This window comes from Paenibacillus rhizophilus (assembly GCF_003854965.1).
GTDB classification, from domain to species: domain Bacteria; phylum Bacillota; class Bacilli; order Paenibacillales; family Paenibacillaceae; genus Paenibacillus_AQ; species Paenibacillus_AQ rhizophilus.
On record NZ_RQPI01000007.1, the window covers coordinates 76,779 to 96,921 of the forward strand.

The following is a 20,143-nucleotide window of genomic DNA, read 5'->3' on the forward strand; positions in this document are numbered from 1 at the left end:
GTCGAGCGGATAACCGCAGGCCGTACTTTCCTCTTAAGGGGAATGTAGCGGCTTTTTTTGTAGAAATTTGGATGTTGCCGGCGTAATTTTTATAATGTGCAGAAACTATGTAACTTTAAAACCGAGTATTCACATTGAAAAAATCTAATTTAAAAGGAGTGATTGAGGTGTCCTATTATCCTTTGATCTCATCCGGCACGATCATCGAAGGTTCCCCTGAGGAGAATGTCCAGTCGCCCATTATATCTATACGGCAGCTCGGCAAATCTTTTCAGTCCGGAGCCGGTAAGAATGCCGTTCGCTATCAGGTGCTGAAAGATGTCGATCTGAACATTAATAAAGGGGAGTTTTTTATCCTCCTGGGCCCCAGCGGCTGCGGCAAATCCACATTGCTTAACCTGATCGCCGGCTTTGAGAAGCAAACCGAGGGCGAGCTGCTTGTGGATGGCCAGGCAATCGAACGTCCCGGAAAAGAGCGCGCGATGGTATTTCAGCATCCGGATGCCTCTTTGTTCCCCTGGCTGAATGTGAGAGAAAATATTGAATTTGGCCTTCGCATGCAGGGGATGAAGAAGGGGGAGCGCAAAGCGATATCCGACCGTTACATTGAACTGGCGGGTCTTACGGGACATGAACGCAAATTTCCGCGTGAGCTGTCCGGGGGCATGAAGCAGCGGGTGCAAATCGCCAGAGTGCTCGCCAATGAGCCGGACATTCTGCTGATGGACGAACCGCTCGGAGCTTTGGACGCGTTCACCCGCAGAGTTATGCAGGAGGAGCTGGTGCGAATCTGGTCGGAGACGAAGAAGACGATCATTTTCGTCACGCATGATATCCAGGAAGCGGTGCTACTCGGCGGCCGGATCGGGATCATGTCCATAGGTCCGGACTCGCGGGTATTCGAAATTATGGACAATCGCCTGGAGTATCCCCGTGATTTGACCTCGCGGGAATTTAATCTGATACAGAAGAAGCTGCAGGGTATCTTTCAAGACGATCTTTATTTCCATTTGTAACAGAAAGGAGGAAAACGTATGCGTTATGTTCGGAAGGGACTGCAGATGGGAATTGTTTCTTGGCTGCTGTTCCTGGTCCTGTGGCAGCTGTTTGCCATGAATTCGAATCAGGACTATTTTCCGACTCCCGTTCAGACGCTTCACGGAGCGATTGAGCTGATTGCGGACAATTCGCTGTTCACTTATGTCTTTATCAGCTTTAAACGGGTGCTGCTCGGTTGGCTGCTTGGCAGCCTGCTGGGCATTCCGGCGGGCCTCTTGATCGGCCGGTTCAAATGGCTCCGGCAGCTGGTCGAGCCTTACCTGAACTTCTTCCGGTTCATTCCGGCCCTGGCCTTCATCACTTTGTTCATTCTGTGGTTTGGGATCGGAGAGCAGTCGAAGGTCATTCTGATTATGTATGCGACGCTGTTCATCGTCATTCTGAACACGGCAGCCGGCGTAGTGAACGTCGAGGACGACAAAATCCGCTCGGCAAGGTCGCTTGGAGCCTCGGAGCGGCAGATTTTAATCCATGTGATTATTCCCGCCGTCGTTCCCGCCTTCTTTAACGGGGTTCGGCTGGCGATGGGGAATTCGTTCATGGCCATTGTCGGCGCGGAAATGATCGCCGCCAACGAAGGGGTCGGCTATCTCATCTGGACTTCGCGGCTGTACTCCAAGACGGACTGGATTTTCGTTGGTCTGCTGCTGCTTGGACTGATGGGCTTTATCGGAGATCAGCTGCTGCGCTGGCTGGGAAAGACATCGCTGAAGCGCTATGGAATTGCCAAGGAAACAAGATTTGGAAGGTGAATTTGAAAGTAACCAATGGGGGGACAAGACAAGTGAGAAACAAGCAAAGTCGGATTTGGAAAGCGATAGCAGGAGCCATGTTGTTGACGGGAATACTGGTTTCGCTGTCAGGCTGCGGAGACGCCAAGGCGGAGACGAAGGAAGCTTCGGGCGCCCCGGCGCTGCAGAAGGTGCGCATCGGGGGAGACTCTGCCATATTCTCGCTGCAATTTCGGGTAGCCAAGGAACAGGGAATCTTTGAAAAGAACGGAATTGACGCCGAAATCTCGACATTCTCCTTCGGGATCGACACACTTAATGCCGTACTGACCGATCGGGTGGACGTCGGGGAGGCGATGGACTATGCGGCCCTTAGCGCGATTTCCAAAGGAGACCTCAAGGTATTGTCCTTGTTCTCCTCGCCGAAAGCGACCAGTTCGAAGCTCTTCGCCCGAGACGGAATCAGCAAGCCGGAGGATCTGGTGGGCAAGAAGCTTGGCGTACAGAAGGGAACCGTGAACGAGTACATTTGGGGCAAATATTTTGAAACGTTCCATATCGACAGCAAGGCTGTTACGCTCGTCCCGCTGCAATCCACTGCTGAAATATTGGCTGCATACGACAGAGGCGACATTCAGGCCGCCTGGTTCGGCACCGCGTTTTTTGACAAGGCCGAAAAGGTAAAGGGCTCGGCAGCGCTTATCGACCAATCCGCCATCAACGTCCGGACGAAGGGATTTTTGGTTGCAAAGGGCTCCCTGATCAAGGATAATCCCCAAATCTCGGCGGCACTGAACAAGTCGCTGGCGGAAGCTTCCCAGTATATTATCGATCATCCGGAAGAGGCCGCCGAACTGGCATTCAAGGAGTTGAAGATTCCCAAGGAAAACGCATTGAACGAGATTAAGAATCAATGGGATTTTGATGTCCGCTTCAAGCAGGAGGACTATGACCAGTTGAAGGAGATCAAGGAATGGAGCATTGCCAACGGCTATATCGAGCAGGATTTCAATCTTGACGACAAGCTGGCTCTGGATGGTCTGAAGGAAGCCTTCCCCGATAAAGTCGATATTAAGTAAAAAATAAAGGAGATGCATACCAATGAGCGATTTGAAAATCCGGCTCCATGAGGAGCTTGCCATCAAGAACGCCTGTCAGGTTGAGGGCATCAACGCCGATCCTGCCATTTTTGAAGGGGTAGGGCTGGGCGACAACTACCAGGAACAAATCCAGACGCTGTTTGATTACAATCTGCATAATCATACGGGTGTTGTGCTGCCGATGTGCTTCTATACACCGGGGGGACTGCGGGTGGCCTACCGCTGGAATGACCGCTCTCCTTACAAGCTGCGCAGAGAGGGCAACCAGTTCATCCTGTACAATGAGCGCAAGGAACTGTTTCCGGTAAGCCTGAAAAAACGCCCCAAGTACTACAGCCTGAAAACGTCTGACGGCGCCAATATGAATCAGGTTGCGACTCACAACGGGGAAGGGGCCATCTTCGTCTCCTACAGCAACGAGTGCTTCCTGAAGGAAACCGGCCATGACTGCAAATATTGCAATATCAACTATACGCATGATACGTATGGGGAAGAGCATGGCGTAAGCTGGAAATACCCGCGCCAGATTGGCGAAACCGCTGCGGTCGCTTACAAAGAGGGAGCCAAGCATATTACAATCAGCGGAGGATTTATCCCCGAGCGGCGGGAGATTGATTATTACTTCGACGTGGCGGAGGCGATTCAGGAGCATACCGGACTTCAGGACTTCAATGGTACGGCTGTAATCGGCGCGCCGCTGGATCTCAGCATCCTGGAGCGTTACAAAGATGCCGGCTACCGTACGGTTGCCATGAATCTCGAGATATGGGATAAAAATATTTTTAATTCGGTCTGCCCCGGAAAAGTGATTCACTGCGGCGGCTGGGATCATTGGGTGAAAGCGCTGGAACGGGCTGCGGTCGTCTTCGGTCATGGCCGTGTCCGCTCCAACTTTGTTGGCGGCATGGATACGAAGAAATCAACGCTGGAAGGCGTGAAATATCTTGCCTCCCAGGGGGTAATCGCCTACGCCGGGTCCTGGATTCCGAATCTCGGTTCGGAGTATGAGGGCCACCGGTCGCCGCTTCCGGAATGGCATTTGGACGTTGCGTACAAGACCGTTGATATTTTCCGCAGTGCCGGGTTTACCTATGAGCAGCTGTATGATTCCAGCGCCTCGGCTGACGGAATTTGGAATGATATATACAAAATTGAGGATGAACGGCTGCCGATATTCCGCAGCGAGACTGCCGTTGTCTAACTATAAAAAACCGGGAGGCGTTCGGCCGAGAGTACAGGCCGAACGCCTCCCGGCCGTTTTTCGGCCATATGGAGTTAAGTGGAGGATCGGGCTTTCAGGCGCTGGTTGGGACTGCGTTACCGCCTTATCCCGCCAGCTGCTTGCCGTCATACATGTATATTTTCTCCTGCCCGTCGACCACGGTCTTCAAATGCACATTCCGGCCCCACAGCCGGTGAACAAGGGGAAGCGTACGCTCGATGTATTTTCGGTCAAGCTCCAGGCCCTCAAAGCGGTTGTCCAGCAGCAGCTCGCCCCGGCCGTACAGGTCGTCGTCTTTGACCGTAAGGTAGGGGAAGCCGCCGTTGGTCCGGGAACGGATCAGGTTATCCTTGATTTCTTCAACGTCTTTCGCCGTTACTTTGTATACCTGATCTTCCTGCTTGAAGACGAACAGATCCATCTCTTCCGCCAGCTCTTTCGTCAAATAGTTGCGGATGAACGATACATCCGACTCCGTCTCCCGGATTTCAAACAGCGCTTCAAGCCCTTCCTTCTTCTCGATATGCCGGAGCATCATAAGACCGAGATAGTACGGATTGATCCGCCCGGGGGAGGGCTGGATGACGCCGGCATTCATTTTCGCAAATTCGACAATTTCCGAATCGCTGAGGTCAAGCTCGCGGACGAGCTTCAGATGCCAATAGCTAGCCCAGCCCTCATTCATAATCTTCGTCTCCATCTGAGGCCAGAAATACAGCATTTCGGCGCGGAGCATATACAAAATTTCCCGCTGCCATTCCTCCAGATACCGGCTCTGTCCCGCGATATAGCCGATAACATCCTTCACACCTCCGTCCGCTTCTCGGAAGCCCTCCGTTCGGCCGAACCGTACAAACGGGTCGACATGCTCTTGAATGGCAATGCCGGCGTCCAGAAAGGCTTCGACTTCGTCCGCGCCGAATTCGTGGCTGAAATGCTCGATGCGGTCGGCGAATACGGCCATACGGTCAACCATCTGCCGGTCTGTGCCTGCGAACATGGCGTTATTTTTGAAGAAATCGCTGTGTCCCAGGACATGTGCCACAATCAGCTTGTTCTGAAGCAGGGTGTTGCTATCCAGCAGGAAAGCATAGCAGGGATCGGAGTTGATGACCAGCTCGTAAATTTTGCTCAGCCCATGATCGTATTCCGTCTTCATGCGCTGATAGGCTTTGCCGAAGCTCCAGTGCGCGAACCGGGTCGGCATGCCGTAGGCTCCGATGGAATACAGCACTTCCGCCGGGCATACCTGGTAGCGCATCGGGAAGAAGTCGAGCCCGCTCTCCAGCGCAAGCTCCGTCAAGCGCTCCGCCGCTTGTTCCAATTGCTCCGCATCATGATCGATCATAAGCGCTGCTCCTCCTATGTCATACGGCGGCCTTTGCGTTCCGAGATTTCCATCTCCGCAAAGACCGCCGCCGGTTTTTTTCGGGGCCAGCCAAGCACCCCATCAGACTTCGAAGCCAAATCCCGCTTCGGACTTGTTTCAGCTTGCCTCTACTTCGTCGCCGAAGAAAGCCTTCAGCGTCTTGAACACATCCTCTTTCTCCTTCAGGACGGACCGGATAAAATCGGGCGATTTCAGACCGGACATCGACTCCCAGAGCCGTTTGCTTCCGTAAACATGCTGCCGGATTTCGCCGTAACCAAGCACATTGACTTTCTCCAGCAGGTCGCCTGCCAGCTTTACGGTCGTAAGGTTGTCGCTGTCGAGATTGTCCCCGTCCGAGAAGTGAAAGGCGTAGGCGTTGTATTGGCCAGGAGGGTAATCCTTCTCCAGGATATTCAGCGCCAGTTCGTAGACCGAGGAGCATCTCGTACCGCCGCTTTCGCCTTTGCGGAAGAAGGAATCCTCGTCCACCTCTTTCGCCTCCGTACAGTGCGACAGAAACCGGATTTGCACATTTTCGTATTTGGTTCGCAGGAAGCGGACCATCCAGAAGAAGAAGCTGCGGGCCACATATTTCTCGAAACTGCCCATGGAGCCCGACGTATCCATCATGGCGAGTACGACGGCCGAGGACTGGGGCTTACGGATATCTTCCCATGTCTTAAACCGCAGATCTTCGCCGATAATCGGGCCGAGAACCGGTACCGATGCGCCGGAGTCCGGCATGTAGCCTGCGCTTTCCGCCGACTGGAACCCGAGAGTCAGTCCGAGCCGCGCCGCCGTTCCGACCAGATTATTCGCCCCAGGGCCAGAAGCGGCCCCGGCATTCCCGCCGCCGGTATCGATATCGTAGTCGCCGTAATCGGCGGAGGATTCCGACCACGCCGCGCCCGGCGCTCCCTGCAGTCCGCTGCTTAATGCCTGGCGTTTGATCGCTTCAAACAGCGTCCGCTTTTTATCGACATTCGAGATCATGCCCTGCTTGCGGACGTCTTCGAACCGGACGTCTTCGACGGTCAAATCCGGCGCGGCCTTCGGTTTCAGCTTCGGCAGCTTCAAATCCTCGAACACGAGCTCGGCCAGCTCATCGATCGTCAGCTCCGCCTCGTAATAGTCGGTTCCCGGCTGATCGCCCGCTTCGCGTCCCTTGCCCGGCCCCGCCGCCTCGCCTTGCCCCGCCTTGCCGATGATATCGCCTACTTGGGTGCCGCCCTGTCCCTGTCCAACCTGCGGCTTGTCCTGGGAGTTGTAGCGGAATTTCGGCTCATCCAGGCTGCGGATCGGAACCTTGATCACTTTATCGCCCTGGGGCATTATAATCGACTCTTCGCTGACAAGGTCGGCGAGATTTTCACGAATCGCTTCCTTTACTTTGCGCTTGTGACGCTCCTGGTCGATTTCTCCCTTGCGGTGCAGCGACCAGTCGTCGCGCGCGATCACGAACAATCGTTTGTCCATGCCGCCCACCTCCCGGAAAATGATGGTATCGTATCACCGATTCAGCAAACTGCCGACGTATTTCATCAGCTCGTTCGCGCAAGTGGCGCAGTAGCCGTGATGGTCGATCAGACGCCGGGACACTTCGTTCATACGCTTGAGCTGGCCCTCATCCGGATTGATCGTCGAGGTCGTTATTTTGATGACGTCCTTCAGGTCGGCGAACAGCTTCTTCTCGATGGCATCCTTCAGCGGCTCATGCGACGTATATTCGAACTGCCGGCCGCGGCGCGCGAACGACGAAATTTTGATCAGAATTTCCTCGCGGAATGCCCGTTTCTGATTCTCGGTCACGCCGATTTGCTCCTCTATGGAACGCATCAGCTTCTCGTCGGGATCATGCTCCTCGGAGGTGATCGGGTCTTTCATTTTGTGACCGCTGCAGTAGGCTTCGACATTATCTAGATAGTTGTTTAGCATCGTGTGCGCCGATTCCTCGAAGGAGTAGACAAACGCGCGCTGAACTTCGGTCTTCGCTTTATGATCGTATTCCTTGCGGGCCTGCGTAATCAGATTCATCAGCCGCTCGCGTTCTTCCTTGGAGATCGATGGATGCTGATCCAGCCCCTCTTTGAGGGAACGGAGAACGTCCAGGGCGTTGATGCAGGACTTGCTGCCTTTGATGAGTGCGCTGGAAATCCGGTTGATGACATACCGGGGATCGACGCCGGACATGCCCTCGTCTTGATGCTCCCGCTGCAGCTCTTCCACATCGGCCTTTTTCACGCCGTCGACTTCGACGCCGTCGTAGAGGTACATTTTTTTGACAAGATCAATGCCCGGTTTCTTCGGTTCTTTCAGGCGGGACATGACCGTGAAGACGGAGGCTGTCCACAGCGCTCCCGGAGCCAGATGCACCTGATTGTTCAGGCCCGAGGCGTCGACGAGCTTGCGGTAGATCCGTTCTTCCTGACTGGCTTTCAAATTATAGGGTATTCGCATGACGATCATGCGGGAGTGGAGGGCTTCATTCTTCTTATTGGAGATAAATGCGCGGTATTCAGTTTCGTTCGTATGGGCTATGATCAGTTCGTCGGCGGAGATAAGCGCAAATCGTCCCGCTTTAAAATTGCCTTCCTGTGTCAGGGAGAGCAAATTCCACAGAAACTTTTCATCGCATTTCAGTATTTCCTGAAATTCCATCAGGCCGCGGTTGGCCTTGTTAAGTTCGCCGTCAAAACGGTAGGCTCTGGGGTCGGATTCGGAACCGTAACGGGTAATCGTGGAAAAATCGATGCTGCCGGTCAGATCGGCAATATCCTGCGATTTGGGGTCTGACGGCGCAAACGTTCCGATTCCCGTCCGGTCGCTTTCCGAGAACAGCACCCGGACCACGGGCATATCCTCGATTCGGCCTCCGTGTTCACTCTCCAGTCTCATCCGGCAGACCGGGCAGAGATCGCCTTCAATATGCACCCCGTACTCCTTGCGGAATTCCTCGCGCAGCTCGCGGGGGATAAGATGGAGGGGCTCCTCTTGCATCGGGCACCCTTGAATGGCGTAGAGCGCGCCTTCCGGCGTACGTGTAAAAGATTCAAGTCCGTTCTTCAGCAGGGTGACGAGCGTCGATTTGCCGCCGCTGACCGGACCCATAAGCAGCAGCAGACGCTTGCGGACATCAAGCCGCTGGGCCGACGGCCGGAAGTATTCTTCCACGAGCAGCTGAATCGCATCCTCCAGGCCGAACAGCGTGCCGCTGAAAAAAGCGTACTCCCGCCGTCCGTCCCCCAGCTCGGTTATGCCTGCCGCCTCGATCATCCGGTAGACTAATTCGTGAGATGTCCCGGCGATTCGCGGATTTTCTCTAACGAGCTGCAAGTAATCGAGAAAGGAGCCTTCCCAGAAGAGATCATTCTCCTTGTCCCGATACGTTAACAATTTTTCCAAGAACGTCATGCTTACCGCCTCCCTTTTTAATAATGTGATTCGTGAAAGGTTCAGGTGACAGATGCAGCGCCGGGCATATAGCCGGCACGTCCATTCCGACAGAGCAGTAGAGACATTGTTCTTGCATATTTAGTTGTCTATAAAGTGTAGCACAAACTCTATCATCTAGCGACAACAAAAATGTCATACGGTAGTTATAAGCGAACGTAAACAGCCGGGTTCACAAAAATTTTAAATATTTCTAAGGAGAGTATAATAGATAACTTGACATTTTGGCAAAATGAGGGGAAACCAGGGCTGTTCTAATCGGTCTTATGTTATGAAAGCTCACAAGATGGTGGCGACACCGCCTGCTCTATGAATTTCTTCATTTGTATTAACTTGAATAAGGAATACAATAAGCGCCATATTTAATTCAAAAAAGAATAGGCAGATGAACCGTTTATTAGCATCATGGAAGGATGGGAAGGGGCTATCGCCTGAACAGGAGGGTCAAGCTATGATCTACATTCCCGATGAGGCCATTGACCGGATGATCGGAGAGGATATTCCTTATCTCGATTTGACGACATGGGCGCTTGATATCGGCGGAAAACGGGGGAAAATTGAATATTTCTCCAGAGAGAAGGCGGTGCTGTGCGGGACGGAAGAGGTGCTGCGCATGTTGGTCAAGCTGGGGGCTGCGCCCGAGTTCAGCCTTCCGTCGGGTACGGCGGTTGAACCGGGGCAGGTATTTCTGTCGGGAACGGGTACGGCGCAGTCGCTGCAGATGGCCTGGAAAGTGACGCAAAATCTGCTGGAATGCTGCTCCGGCATTGCAACCAAGACAAGAAGAATTGTAGACAAAGTGAAGTCGGTTAATCCGGCTGTTTCCGTGGCAAGCACGAGAAAAAGCTTTCCCGGCACCAAGGCGATGAGCGTCAAGGCGATTCTGTGCGGAGGCGCCGCTCCCCACCGGCTGGGGTTGTCCGAGACCGTGCTCGTCTTCAAGGAACATGCAGGCTTTTGCGGCGGTCCGGATGCTTTGGTCGAGCGGATCGGAGAACTGAAATCCAGAGTCCCGGAGAAAAAGCTGGTGGTCGAGACGGACTCTGTGGAATACGCCCTCCGTCTTTGCCGCGCCGGGGTGGATTGTGTGCAGTTCGACAAGCTGTCCCCGGATGAACTGCTTGCGGGAAGCGCGGAGCTTCGGGCCGTGAATCCCAATGTGGTGCTGCTGGCGGCGGGGGGCATCGACGAGCACAACGCCGCAGCCTATGCGGCTTCCGGCGTCGACGTGCTGGTGACGACCGGCCTGTTCTTCGCGAAGCCGCTGGATATGAGCGTCAGGCTGCTGCCGGACACCGAATTTTCGATTTAACCGGCTCTAAGTCCGCTTATTTGTACCGTACCCCCTTTAAGAGATATAATGACAGGAGTATAATATAAGGGACTGCGTCTAATTACTGTTGAAAGAGAGCGATAACGTATGGGCCGTAAGTGGAATAATATTAAGGAAAAGAAGGCGTCCAAGGACGCCAACACAAGTCGTATATATGCAAGATTCGGTCGTGAAATTTATGTGGTGGCCAAGCAGGGCGAGCCGGACCCGGAATCGAACCGGGCGCTGAGGGTCGTGCTGGAGCGTGCCAAGACGTACAATGTGCCAAAGGCGATTATCGACCGCGCGCTGGAGAAAGCGAAAGGCAATTCGGATGAGACTTATGATGAGCTGCGCTATGAAGGCTTCGGACCGAACGGATCGATGATTATCGTCGACGCGCTCACCAATAATGTGAACCGTACCGCCTCCGAAGTTCGCGCCGCATTCAGCAAGAACGGCGGAAGCCTTGGCGTCAGCGGATCGGTCAGCTATATGTTCGATTCGACGGCGGTCATCGGCCTTGTCGGCAAGAGCGCAGACGAAGTGCTGGAAACTCTGATGGAAGCGGACGTGGATGCGCGCGATATTCTGGAAGAAGACGAGGCCGTTATTGTATACGCCGAGCCGGATCAGTTCCATGCCGTTCAGGAAGCGTTAAAGAACTCGGGTGTAGACGAATTTACTGTTGCCGAGCTGACGATGCTTCCCCAGAACTATGTGACGATTTCGGAAGATTCCCAGGCGCAGTTCGAGAAGCTGATCGATGTTCTGGAGGATCTGGAAGACGTGCAGCAAGTTTATCATAACGTGGATTTTGAAGAATAGTCAGGGCTGCTTTGTCATCCCCCAACAGGATGCCACAACCGTTCTTATACTGCTTTAATGAATCCGAATGAAAAACACAAGGGGGTGTCCCAAAAGCCATGAAATGGCTGCTTGGGACGCCCCTCGTTTTTTGAGTAGGATTTAGGTAAGCACTTGGTGTGGACGCTCCGCGAACGGACCGTTGTTCCAATCGCTGTTGTGTCCAGATTTTTTTCATTCCCCTTAGCGGTGAAAATCCGGACACAAAGGCGACCGCTACCGCTTTTCCACAATCGTTTCGTCCCCTCCGCTGCTTTCAGCTGTAACTGTTACTAAAATTCTTTCTTAAAAACACAAAAAGAAATCGCCCTTTGGTAAAATGGAAGTACCACCCGCCATCTCTAAAAGGAGCGATTTCTTTGTACATTCAATATACCATGGACCAACTTTTCCTGCCAATGGATTTAGAAGAAGACATTCCAGAAAATCCCCTCGTTCGTGTCGTCAAAATTGCCGTAAACCGCCTGGACGATTCGATCTTTGACGCCGCTTATCCCGGCGGTGGCCGCGACAGCTACCATCCCAAAATGCTGTCTGATGAGGACTTGCGGCTGCTGCGTTTGGATCGGGCCGCAACGTGATAATGGCTTTTTTCTACCTGAGGACGGCGGTTCTTACGCTCTGGACCAGTTCTCGCCCGTCAAATATTTCTCGGTCAGGATGGACAGGAGCTGAATGCCGACCTCGTTGTGCCCGCCTTCGGGAATAATGATGTCGGCGTATTTCTTGGACGGCTCGATAAAAGCCTCGTGCATCGGTTTGACCGTCGTCAAATACTGCTGGTGTATCGACTGGATGGTGCGGCCGCGCTCCTCGATATCCCGCAGAACCCGGCGGAGAATGCGGACGTCCGGGTCGGTATCGACGAATACCTTGATGTCGAGCAGTTCGCGCAGGCTCTCGTCGGACAGCACATGAAGCCCCTCGATAATGACGATATGATTGGGCAGGAGCTCAACCGTCTCCGTCGTCGACCGGGCATGAACCGTAAAGTCGTATACCGGAGCCTGCGCCTGCTGCCCCAGTTTCAAGCACTTTATGTGTTCGATGAGCAGCGCATTGTCGAAGGCAAACGGATGATCGTAATTGATCGCTCCGCGGTCGGCAAGGCTGAGATGCGAATGATCCTTATAATAATTATCCTGAGAGATAAAAGTTACTTTACCCGGACCGAGCCGGTCGATGACGGAACGGGCCACCGTTGTTTTGCCGGAGCCTGTTCCGCCGGCGATACCTATAATAAGCATGGCGTTTTCATAAACCTCCCTAAGAAATTCCCTCTGCCAATTCCAGTATTGTAGCACAGAGGCTCCATTTTTTCATCCTGCACTGCCAATGTTATATACTTATTACACCAACCAGAGCGCCATAAGCGCAGCCCGCCGTTTTTTACATGAGAAAGGATGAAGAAGATGAATCGTAAAATTATTTTTCTGACAACTGAAAGTATGGGGAACGGAGACGTTCGGCTCGGAGAACAGCTTCTGGAAACGTATTTCACGCTTCTCAAGCAGCAGGAGCAGCTTCCGGCCGCCGTGTTCTGCGTCAATCGTGGAGTGCTCGCGCTAACGGGGAAATCGATGGCTTCCCTTCATTTAAAAGAACTGGCCGAACGCGGAGTTCCGGTGTTGGCCTGCTCCACATGCGTGAACTACTATGGAGTCGGGGATCAGCTGTATGCGGGGGAAGTCTCAAGCATGGGACATTTCATCGAGCTTTCCGCCCAGTACGAAGTCATAACGATATCCTAGAATAGAGGAGAAGTATAACAATGAGCAATCCGCTTCAGGAAGCGTTTAACCGGACAGCATACCCGATCACCGGCCACGGCAAACGGAATGTTCAAGTATTAAAGGAAGCGCTGGATGCTTATGAGGGCGAATTGGACAGCGATGTGTACGGCGCCGGCAGGCTGATCGAAGATTTTCAGGGCAAAATGGCCGGGATTCTCGGAAAAGAAGCGGCCGTCTTCTTCCCCAGCGGAACAATGGCGCAGCAGATTGCGCTGCGGATCTGGTGCGACCGCAGGGGAATAAAGAGGGCCGCTTACCACCCGCTATGTCATCTGGAGATTCACGAACAGCGGGGGCTTCACGAGCTTCACGGGATCGAGCCGGTGCTGCTTGGAGGCAAGGACAGGTTAATTGATCTCGGCGATGTGAAGGAGCTGGACGACACCATCGCCTGCCTGCTGCTTGAACTGCCCCAGCGCGAAATCGGCGGGCAGCTGCCGGATTACGGCGAGCTTGAAGCCATATCGGCGTACTGCCGCGAACGGGGGATTGCCCTGCACCTGGACGGAGCGAGACTGTTTGAGATTCTGCCGTATTACCGTAAATCGGCGGCGGAGATCTGTGCGCTGTTCGACAGCGTATATGTATCCTTTTATAAAGGCATTGGCGGTATTGCCGGAGCGATTCTCGCGGGTGATGCCGAATTCATGGAAAGGTCCAAGGTTTGGAAAAGACGTCACGGCGGGGACTTGATCAGCCTTTATCCTTACATACTCTCCGCTGATTTTTATTTTGAAGAAAGGTTTCCTAACATGGAACGGTACTATGAAGGTGCGAGGGAACTGGCCGGTTTTTTTAATGAATGCCACCAAATCTCTACTCTTCCGGAGGAGCCTGTCTCCAATATGTTCCATGTCCATGTGAAGCTGCCTAAAGAAAGACTGGAGCCTTTGCTGATGGAGCTATATGAGGAAACGGGTGTCGGATTAACGCATTATTTGCGGGAAAAAGGCGAAGCATCGTGCTATTTCGAGACCAGCATCGGCGACCGGTATGCCCGTATTCCCAAGGACGAGCTGCGGCGGGCGTTTGCCCTGCTGAATGAAAAACTGGCAGCCGCATTGTGATAAAACACAATCATGGCAGATAAAGTTTTTAATTTTCACCAAATGGAAAAGCCGCAGGGTATGTTATCATTCTTTACATAAGAGACATCCACAAGACAGGAGATGTGAAGAAAATGATCATCGGAGTACCCAAGGAAATTAAAAACAATGAAAATCGTGTAGCCATTACGCCGGGCGGTGTAGTCAGCTTTGTCAAAGAAGGTCACAAGGTTCTGGTAGAAAAAGGCGCAGGTCTGGGCAGCGGATTTCTGGATGAGGAATATGCACAAGCCGGAGCCGAGCTGATTAACGGCGCAGCCGAGGTGTGGAACAGCGCAGAGATGGTAATGAAGGTTAAAGAACCGCTGGAGAGCGAGTACGGATATTTCCGTGCAGGTCTGGTTCTGTTCACTTATCTGCATCTGGCTCCCGAGCCTGCCCTGGCAACGGCGCTTAAGGAAAAAGGTGTATTCGCCATCGGCTACGAAACGGTTACCGAAGGTCGCACTCTGCCGCTGCTGACGCCGATGAGTGAAGTGGCCGGCCGCATGTCGGTGCAGCTGGGCGCTCAATTCCTGCAAAAAAACCACGGCGGCCAAGGCATTCTGCTTGCCGGCGTTCCCGGAGTAAGCAGAGGCAAGGTCAGCATCATCGGCGGCGGTGTTGTCGGAACGAATGCGGCCAAGATGGCCATCGGACTCGGAGCGGATGTTACAATTGTTGACCTGAGCGCCGACAGACTGCGCCAGCTGGACGATATTTTCGGCGCACAAATCAATACCCTGATCTCCAACCCGTATAACATCGCCAAAGCTGTTGCCGAAGCGGACGTGCTGGTAGGCGCAGTGCTCATTCCGGGCGCCAAAGCTCCGAAGCTGGTAACGGAAGAAATGGTGAAGACGATGAAAGCGGGCTCTGTAATCGTCGATGTGGCCATTGACCAAGGCGGTATCGTGGAGACGATTGACCAAGTTACGACACATGACAATCCGGTATTCGAAAAACACGGCGTGCTTCACTATTCGGTAGCCAATATGCCGGGTGCCGTCGCCAAGACATCGACGATTGCCTTGACGAACGTTACCGTTCCTTACGCGCTGCAAATCGCAGGCAAAGGCGCGCTGAAGGCTGTCCAAGAGAATGAAGGATTGCTCAACGGCGTCAATATCGCTAACGGCAAAATTACCTGCAAAGCCGTTGCCGACGCGCTCGGCGAAGAATACTACACGGTAGCCCAAGCCATGTCCCAGGAGTTTACACTGATCTAAAATACAGAAAAAGATAAGTCGGCTTATAGAGATAAGGATGTTTCCCGGTGAAGAAGAGGAACCCCAATCAAGGACAGTGCCCGTTAATACGGGGCTGTTCTTTTTTGGCGTGAACGATTAAGGTTCTGTGCAGCGGATTCGGTTGTTTTTTTGAAGGGATGGAAGGTTTCCTCTCACAACTTTGCCCAGCCTATAGTCAGCGCAAACGAAGCGTACTATAATGAAACAACCGATTAGTAGTACGAAGGCTGATTTGCGTGTAACACGCGGCTATTCTGAAGGTTGGAGTGGGGACAGTGACAGAAGCAAGCTTATCCTTTGACCGTTTTTTTGACAGCATGGAGTCCTTGGCGGATGCCATCAGCGAATCGCTGCAATCTCAAGTGACCATTGAGGATGACAACCATCATGTGATCGGCTACAGCTCCCATCAATTCGAGAGCGATCCGGCGCGGATTTCGACCATTATCGGCAAGCGGGTGCCCGACTCCGTCATTATCGGCCTGCGCAAAAAGGGAATCATGCGTCAGCTTGAAAATACGCCCCATCCGATCCGGATTTCCGGGGTGATGGAGGTGGGGCTTGGCCCCCGCCTGGCGATGTGCATCAAGCACCAGAAGGAAGTCCTCGGCTATATCTGGGTTGTCGATGCGGGCAATCTGAAGGAAGGCTATGCGGAGAGCGTCGTAAGCAAGGCGGCGCAGATCGCCGCCCGTTACCTGCTGAAGCAGCGGGGCTGGAAGACGAAGCAGACCCAGGTGCAGGAGGATTTTTTCTGGAAGCTGCTGACCTCGCATTACGGTACGGAGCAGGATATCCGGAGGGATGCGGGGGCGGATGGCATTACGCTGCCTTCGGGTTATTTTATCGGCGTATTCGAATCGGACCGGACGGTGGACAATCATTTTCTGCTGAAATTCCGGCAGACCGCGGAAGGGTATTCCGGCGTATCGCTTGTGTTCCTGACCACGGAGCATAACCGGATCATTATTTTGTTTTCTTTTCATTTTCCGATTGAGGGCACGCAGGCGCTGTCTTCCTTTATGCGGCTGCTCATCGACCAGACGAACAAAAACGAAGACTGCCGGATATCCGGGGGATGCAGTCTCTATTACGGGGAGTATCTCTCTGCGGCAGTCGCCTATATGGAGGCGGCGTCGATTGCCGAGATCAAGCGGCTGCTGCCTTTTCAGGCCCGCGAGCTTCTGCTTTACGAGGATATGGGATTTTGGGCGCATCTTCCGGCGATTATCGAGCAGAAACGAAGCCGCAACCGCAGAAGCCCTTTGCTCTATCCGCTGAAGGAGCATGACCGGGTGCACAAGACCGATTTTGTCAAAACCGTTGCCGTCTATCTTACCTTTAACGGTAATCTGAAAGAGTCGTCCTCCTTTTTGCATATCCATACCAATACCTTGATGTACAGATTGAACCGGATCGCCGAAATCACGGGGAAAAATCTGAAGGACACCCATTACCGGTTCTCGATCTACCTGGATATTTTGACCGAAGAGACCCGGCAGTTGAATCAGTGGTTTACGGAAGGTTGATGGAAGATATGGCGGATGCGCGAATGATATGGCAGAAAATATATACATGGATGTAACATAAACCGGGCATTCTCGAGCCAATCTTATTACACTCTGTACAATGAAAAGCGAGGATACGGGTCGTAACATAGTGTTAGGAACGACCAGATCATGGACGGAGGGATAGGAATGCAGACGCAAAACATATTCGTTAACGGAGCCCGGCTGAAAGCTACCATTGAGGCCTTTGCCGATTTCGGGCGTACGCCCGCGAACGGGGTCACCCGGCTGTGCTTTAGCGAAGAGGATATCAAGGTGCGGAATTACTTCCGTTCCTGCTGCGAAGAACTGGGAATGACGGTCAAAGTGGACGATATGGGCTGTATGTATGCGACGCTGGAAGGCACCGAGGATAAACCCCCGATCGTAATGGGGTCCCACCTCGATACCGTAGTGAAAGGCGGGCGCTTCGATGGCGTTCTGGGCGTGATCACGGGTCTTGAGGTTGTGCGGACGCTGGTGGACCATGGCATCAAGCCGCGCATTCCGGTGACGGTCATGAACTTTACCAATGAGGAAGGCGCGCGGTTCGAGCCTTCGATGATGGCGTCCGGCGTGCTGTCGGGCAAATTCGATAAAGAGGTCATGCTGAAGAGCAAAGATCCGGAGGGTGTAACCTTCGGGGAAGCGCTGAAGGCCAGCGGATACGAAGGGGAAATCGAAAACCGCATCAAGGAAGCGTCCGCTTATTTGGAACTGCATATCGAACAAGGGCCCGTGCTTGAAAAAGAAGAACTGTCGATCGGGCTCGTGGACTGCGTGGTCGGCATGGTCTGTTATGAAATCGAAGTCACCGGAGAATCCAATCACGCCGGAACGACGCCGATGGGGATGAGGAATGATGCTTTTTTCGCCGCTACGGATTTGGTGGCGGAGCTGCGGAGCAAGCTGGGCGAGCTGGACTCCGAACTGGTCTATACAATGGGCCGGGTCAATGTGTATCCCAATATTCATACGGTAATCCCGAATAAAGTCGTCTTCACGGTCGAGGCGCGGCATAAGAATGAAGAGGTTATCGCCGAAGTGGTGTCGATCATTAACTCGCTTCCGGAGACGCAGACAGGCTGCTCCGTGACAAAGAAGAAGCTGTGGGGCCGCGATACAGTCTGGTTCGACGAGAAGGTGCGCGGAGCGATTGAAAGCTCGGTGAAGTCGCTTGGCTATTCCCATAAAGTAATGGCCAGCGGCGCCGGACACGACGCCCAGTTCGTCGCAAGCTACCTGCCGTCGGCGATGATTTTCGTACCGAGTGTGAAGGGCAAGAGCCACTGTGAAGAAGAGCTGACCTCGTACGAGGATTGCGAAAAAGGCGTCAATGTAATGCTGGAGACGGTACTTACGCTGCTGGGAGACAGTGGGGAGTAAGGTTCGGGTTGAATGGAAACCGCTCGCTTACGCATAGGTGATATAGTAGAAGGCTGTTCCGTTAAGGGTCATGTGGGATCCGCTCGGGACAGCCTTCTGTTTGGTTTAGGGTAGACTAGCAGAGGTTTTGCGCTAACGGGCAGGATAGTTGAATAAGAAGTGGGAAAAGAATGGGCCAGATAATAATTAATTGAGTTCTTAACTTAGGGGAGTTACTAAAAGTCGATGAGGATTGTTCTTAAATTGCTCGAATCAAATGATGCTGAAAGTTTATATTAGGTAACAGACACTTCTAGGGGAGCGTCAGGAAAATGTGGCTGATTTACAATTTTAAGGAAATTCTAATTTTAAAAAGCCCAATTTCTCAGCATTAAAATTGAGAAATTAGGCTTTTTTCGTTGCTCCATTAAATCGCCCGTTTGTTGAAAAATCGAAAATATGAATTGTTGCGGGCTGCTTGCTGCAAACGTAAGCTAGACTTTAGATTCTATTTTGCGCGACGGGTACATTTTTAGCGGGCAATTCGCTATAAACAATCCGTATCCAGCTGATTATTATGTCATTGCAAGTTTGTGTGCCTCAACGCTTTTTTAAAGGAAATCCGTATTCTCTAGCGCGCCACGCTACTAGTAACGCAAGGATCAGTAGAATAAACAATGCCCATGGGAAGGAGCCGACACCAAGTGTTTCGATAAGAATACCGCCCATCACACCACCGCCGCCGATTCCTAGGTTCCATGCCGTCACCAGCATCGACTGGGCTACATCTGCACTCTCGCCAGCAGCTTCAGCAACTGCTGTCTGTAGCAATGTCGCCGCGCCCCCGAACGTTAACCCCCACACAGCTACCACTAGGTATATCACGACGGGCTGGCTGCTGCTTATGCCTAATGCAACGGACGCCAAGGTGAAAGTAGCGAGGCTGATCAGAACCAATGGCCGCAGTTTCTGATCGATCAAAACACCGATGACCCAGATGCCAACAAGCGCTGTAATTCCAAAAATAAGCAGTACCAAGTCAACGCGCTGGGTAAGCCCAGCCTGAGCAAGATACGGTGCAATATAGGTATACAGGATGTTATGTGCTAGCACCCAAGTCAGAACGACAAACAGTACCGGCCGCACCCCAGGAATAACAAAGACCTTGTAGAGTGGGAGCCGCTTATCGGCGGCCTCCCCTGGATAGTCCGGCAGCTTCCAAAGCACCCAGGCAACCAGTATCAGAGCCAGCAGTGACATGATCCCGAAGACAGAGCGCCAGCCTACAAGGGCACCGAAAAGTGTTCCAGCAGGGACACCGAGTGCCAGGGCGAGTGGCGTACCGACCATCGCCACCGCCATAGCTCGTCCCTTGAGTGACTCCGGCACCATGCGCCGGGCATAACCTGCTATCATACCCCATAAGACACCAGCGGATACGCCCGCGAAGAACCGTGCTGTCAGCGTCAGTGTATAATTGGAAGAAAGAGTGGTGACGGTGTTGAATACGAGAAAACCAAGGATGCATATTAGTAGCAGTGGTCGCCGCCGCCATCCGCGTGTCGCGGCGGTTAAGGGAATCGCGGCCAAAAGTGAACCAAGGGCGTACAAGGTGACGAGTTGACCCGCAAGGGCCTCCGAGACTCCAAGCCCCTCACCTATCTGGAGCAACAAGCCGGCCGGAATCGTTTCGGTAAGAATACAGATAAACCCCGTTATAGCAAGGGCGAGTAATCCAGTCCATGGGAGACGTTCAGAAGAGGGAGTGCTGAAGGCACTCTGTGTGACAGAAGTTGTGTTTTGGCTCATTTCAGAAGCACCTCTCTTTTATAAATTAAAAGCGATTAATGCCTAATAGATTAAATGGCGACTTATGTTGTAATGTTCAAAAATAGTCGGTAGTATTCTGCTAATGCCAAACTCAATGATATGCACTTCGAATAAGTCCAGAGCAATAAAGAATATAGTGTTTAAGAGTTTTATTTTTGAT

At 52.8% G+C, this 20,143-nt stretch carries 16 protein-coding genes and 1 pseudogene; 12 read left to right on the top strand and 5 right to left on the bottom strand.

The window, feature by feature from the left end:
* Positions 1 to 203: 203 nt before the first annotated feature.
* Genes EH198_RS13950 through EH198_RS13965 form a run of 4 tightly spaced genes read left to right on the top strand, consistent with a single transcriptional unit; the run spans position 204 to position 4,091 of the window.
* Positions 204 to 1,016 (top strand): ABC transporter ATP-binding protein, encoded by an 813-nt coding sequence (locus tag EH198_RS13950; protein WP_221621522.1) that lies wholly within the window; start codon positions 204 to 206, stop codon positions 1,014 to 1,016.
* A gap of 18 nt (positions 1,017 to 1,034) precedes the next feature.
* The gene (locus EH198_RS13955; RefSeq protein WP_124696139.1) at positions 1,035 to 1,811 is read left to right on the top strand and encodes an ABC transporter permease; all 777 of its coding nucleotides are present in this window, start codon (positions 1,035 to 1,037) and stop codon (positions 1,809 to 1,811) included.
* A 32-nt stretch (positions 1,812 to 1,843) separates the two neighbouring features.
* The gene (locus EH198_RS13960; RefSeq protein WP_124696140.1) at positions 1,844 to 2,869 is read left to right on the top strand and encodes an ABC transporter substrate-binding protein; all 1,026 of its coding nucleotides are present in this window, start codon (positions 1,844 to 1,846) and stop codon (positions 2,867 to 2,869) included.
* Between the two features lie 22 nt (positions 2,870 to 2,891).
* Positions 2,892 to 4,091, top strand: a complete 1,200-nt coding sequence (locus EH198_RS13965; RefSeq protein WP_124696141.1) for a radical SAM protein — start codon at positions 2,892 to 2,894, stop codon at positions 4,089 to 4,091.
* Positions 4,092 to 4,215: 124 nt separating this feature from the next.
* Here EH198_RS13965 and EH198_RS13970 read toward each other — a convergent pair whose 3' ends face one another.
* From EH198_RS13970 to EH198_RS13980, 3 genes are all read right to left on the bottom strand, one after another.
* Positions 4,216 to 5,460, bottom strand: coding sequence for a SpoVR family protein (locus EH198_RS13970; protein ID WP_124696142.1), 1,245 nt, complete (start codon positions 5,458 to 5,460; stop codon positions 4,216 to 4,218).
* Positions 5,461 to 5,598: 138 nt separating this feature from the next.
* On the bottom strand, positions 5,599 to 6,960 hold the full coding sequence (locus tag EH198_RS13975) for a DUF444 family protein (RefSeq protein WP_124696143.1): 1,362 nt from the start codon (positions 6,958 to 6,960) through the stop codon (positions 5,599 to 5,601).
* Between the two features lie 33 nt (positions 6,961 to 6,993).
* The gene (locus tag EH198_RS13980; RefSeq protein ID WP_124696144.1) at positions 6,994 to 8,895 is read right to left on the bottom strand and encodes a PrkA family serine protein kinase; all 1,902 of its coding nucleotides are present in this window, start codon (positions 8,893 to 8,895) and stop codon (positions 6,994 to 6,996) included.
* 490 nt (positions 8,896 to 9,385) lie between these two features.
* On the opposite strand from EH198_RS13980, the gene modD reads away from it, so the two are divergent.
* The 3 genes and pseudogenes from modD to EH198_RS13995 all read left to right on the top strand — a co-directional run.
* The gene (gene modD, locus EH198_RS13985) at positions 9,386 to 10,246 is read left to right on the top strand and encodes a ModD protein (RefSeq protein ID WP_124696145.1); all 861 of its coding nucleotides are present in this window, start codon (positions 9,386 to 9,388) and stop codon (positions 10,244 to 10,246) included.
* A gap of 108 nt (positions 10,247 to 10,354) precedes the next feature.
* Positions 10,355 to 11,074, top strand: coding sequence for a YebC/PmpR family DNA-binding transcriptional regulator (locus EH198_RS13990; protein ID WP_124696146.1), 720 nt, complete (start codon positions 10,355 to 10,357; stop codon positions 11,072 to 11,074).
* Positions 11,075 to 11,472: 398 nt separating this feature from the next.
* Positions 11,473 to 11,649 (top strand): annotated as a pseudogene (locus EH198_RS13995) (IS1182 family transposase); the annotation flags it as partial.
* A gap of 78 nt (positions 11,650 to 11,727) precedes the next feature.
* Here EH198_RS13995 and udk read toward each other — a convergent pair.
* On the bottom strand, positions 11,728 to 12,360 hold the full coding sequence (gene udk / locus EH198_RS14000; RefSeq protein ID WP_124696147.1) for a uridine kinase: 633 nt from the start codon (positions 12,358 to 12,360) through the stop codon (positions 11,728 to 11,730).
* A 165-nt stretch (positions 12,361 to 12,525) separates the two neighbouring features.
* Between udk and EH198_RS14005 the strand changes: the two genes are divergently transcribed.
* The 5 genes from EH198_RS14005 to EH198_RS14025 all read left to right on the top strand — a co-directional run bounded on the left by EH198_RS14005 (position 12,526) and on the right by EH198_RS14025 (position 18,174).
* Positions 12,526 to 12,864, top strand: coding sequence for a DsrE family protein (locus EH198_RS14005; protein WP_124696148.1), 339 nt, complete (start codon positions 12,526 to 12,528; stop codon positions 12,862 to 12,864).
* Between the two features lie 20 nt (positions 12,865 to 12,884).
* Positions 12,885 to 13,973: a threonine aldolase family protein gene (locus tag EH198_RS14010; protein WP_124696149.1), complete on the top strand. Its 1,089-nt coding sequence runs from the start codon at positions 12,885 to 12,887 to the stop codon at positions 13,971 to 13,973.
* A gap of 113 nt (positions 13,974 to 14,086) precedes the next feature.
* A complete protein-coding gene (ald, locus tag EH198_RS14015) occupies positions 14,087 to 15,220 on the top strand; it encodes an alanine dehydrogenase (RefSeq protein WP_124696150.1) in 1,134 nt (377 codons plus the stop codon).
* Between the two features lie 296 nt (positions 15,221 to 15,516).
* Entirely contained in the window at positions 15,517 to 16,770 is a 1,254-nt protein-coding gene (locus EH198_RS14020) for a PucR family transcriptional regulator (protein WP_124696151.1), read from the top strand.
* Between the two features lie 168 nt (positions 16,771 to 16,938).
* A complete protein-coding gene (locus EH198_RS14025; RefSeq protein ID WP_124696152.1) occupies positions 16,939 to 18,174 on the top strand; it encodes a Zn-dependent hydrolase in 1,236 nt (411 codons plus the stop codon).
* 579 nt (positions 18,175 to 18,753) lie between these two features.
* Here EH198_RS14025 and EH198_RS14030 read toward each other — a convergent pair.
* Complete coding sequence (locus EH198_RS14030) at positions 18,754 to 19,962, bottom strand: MFS transporter (protein ID WP_124696153.1); 1,209 nt, start codon at positions 19,960 to 19,962, stop codon at positions 18,754 to 18,756.
* Positions 19,963 to 20,143 lie beyond the last annotated feature (181 nt).